This is a genomic window from Streptomyces phytophilus, assembly GCF_013870535.1.
Lineage (GTDB): Bacteria > Actinomycetota > Actinomycetes > Streptomycetales > Streptomycetaceae > Streptomyces > Streptomyces phytophilus.
In genome coordinates this window covers 1-1,871 of record NZ_JACBXC010001175.1, presented here as the reverse complement: position 1 = coordinate 1,871, position 1,871 = coordinate 1, and the positions used below count along the sequence as shown (strand labels likewise).

2 protein-coding genes are annotated in these 1,871 nt (G+C 73.7%); both read right to left on the bottom strand.

Features of this window, described 5'->3' with window-relative positions; genetic code table 11:
- On the bottom strand, positions 1-700 hold a 700-nt coding region (locus tag H5J30_RS30435; RefSeq protein ID WP_181790657.1), incomplete at its 3' end, for a PH domain-containing protein.
- 159 nt (positions 701-859) lie between these two features.
- The coding region (locus H5J30_RS30430) for a glycoside hydrolase family 113 protein (protein ID WP_181790655.1) at positions 860-1,871 on the bottom strand (1,012 nt) is incomplete at its 5' end.

Sequence of the window (1,871 nt, the reverse complement as noted above, 5' to 3'; positions counted from 1 at the left end):
CCGCGGCGAAGACGCCGACGAAGACCCCGCCGGGGATGTCCGGTACGGCATCGGCGTTGCCCGTGGCCAGGAAGACGACGGCGACGGCCAGCACGCAGCCCACCAGCACGCGGACCGCGGACCGGCCGAAACCCATCGCCTCGACCAGCGAGTTCTCGTTGCGCTCGGCGGCGTCGGCCTTGGCCCGTGCGGCGGTCGTGACCTCCGGCCGCGGCGTCCAGTCCGCGCCGCGCCGGCGCTCCCATATCCCGCGGATCACCTGCGCCTCGCGGTGGGCGGCCAGGCCGCGGCTGTCGATGACGTTGGGCAGCGTCAGCCGGCGGCCGTCGCGGTGGTAGACGACCACGCCCATGACGGGGCGCTTGCGCTCCGCCGACGCGGGCGCGTTGTGCTCCAGTTCGACGGCCAGGACGTCGGGCCAGGCCAGCCGCCTGGTGCGCAGCCAGCGGAGCGTGATGCCGCCGTCGTCGACGACCGTCACCCCGCGCACGACGCAGAACGTCAGCAGGAACAGGCCCAGTGCGGCGGCGCAGAACGGGATCGCGACCGCGGCGGGCGCACCCGCCCCGATGACGAGCAGCAGCCCGAAGAACGCGAAGAGGGCGCCGAAGACCGCGCACAGCAGAGCGAGGAAGACCATCGACACGAGGTTGCCGCGGTACGTGCGCAGCCGCCCCCCGCCACCGTTCGCACCGGCCATCGCGCACCCCGTCCCGTACCGTCCCGGACTCCACGGCCCGCGCAGCCGCTGCGGGCGGACCGAGAGTAGAGGGTAGAGGCCGCGCCCGGGGAGGGCACCCGGGCACGGTCGCGCCGGCCGGGAACGCGCGGCTACGGGCTCGTGGCTACGGGCTCGTGGCTACGGCCGCGCGCGGCGGGCGGCGCGGGCGTAGCGGGAGGCGAGCGCGTGGTACGCCTCCTTGGGCTCCCAGCGCCAGGGCGACTCCGGGTCGCCGGGGGTGTCCTGGACCGGCTTGACGATGGCGTAGCTGACGGTGTCGAGGTCGTGGGCCGGGTCGTTCGGCCAGTGCCACGACTCGGGGGTGACGAACTCGAAGGCGTGCGCCGAGTGCAGCCCCATCGACTCGATGACGTCGTAGACGTCGGTGACATAGGCGGCCTGCGTACGCTCGCTGCGTACCAGCGGCTCGGTCAGCACCGGCGGGCTCTTGTCGAAGTCGACCTTCGCCCACCCCATGCCGCCGTCCGCGGGGGCGCCTTCGTACGTGCAGCAGCCGAACTCGGCGATCGACAGCGGCTTGCCGAAGCGCAGGTACGTGCGCAGGTCGCGGCGGTAGCCGGCGGGGCGCTCGTGGTAGCCGTAGTAGTCGATGCCGACGATGTCGAAGAGGCCCCAGTCGACCTCGTCGTCCTGGGCGGCGGCGTAGCTGAGTTCGCCGCCGAAGACGGACCTGCCGACGGCGGCGGCGCGGGCGGTGAACTCGTCGAGCTTGCGCTGCATCTCGACGGGGTCGAAGGTGCCGTTCTGGAGGTTCTCGATCCGCTCCAGCACGTTGGCACCCGGCAGGATCCCGGGGACGAACAGCCAGAACTCGCACCCGACGCTCAGCTCCACCCCCGCGCCCTGGCGGCGCAGCCCCTCGGCGTGCCGGCCGACCTCGGCGAGATGGTCGAGGATCTCGCGCGGCGGCCGGTCGCCGAGGGTGGGCTCGGCCCGCACGTACAGCCCGCGCTCGGCGGCCTCTTCGGCGGTGGCGGTCAGCCGTCGCACGCCGTCGCCGGTGACCTTCACGGCGTTCGCGTGCAGCCCGTCGCGGATGGCGCGGATGTCCCGGCGCATCCGGGCGGCGCTCCACTTCGTGGCCGGGGTGTCCCCGGCGCCAATGGTGTAGCAGACACTCCGGTACCGC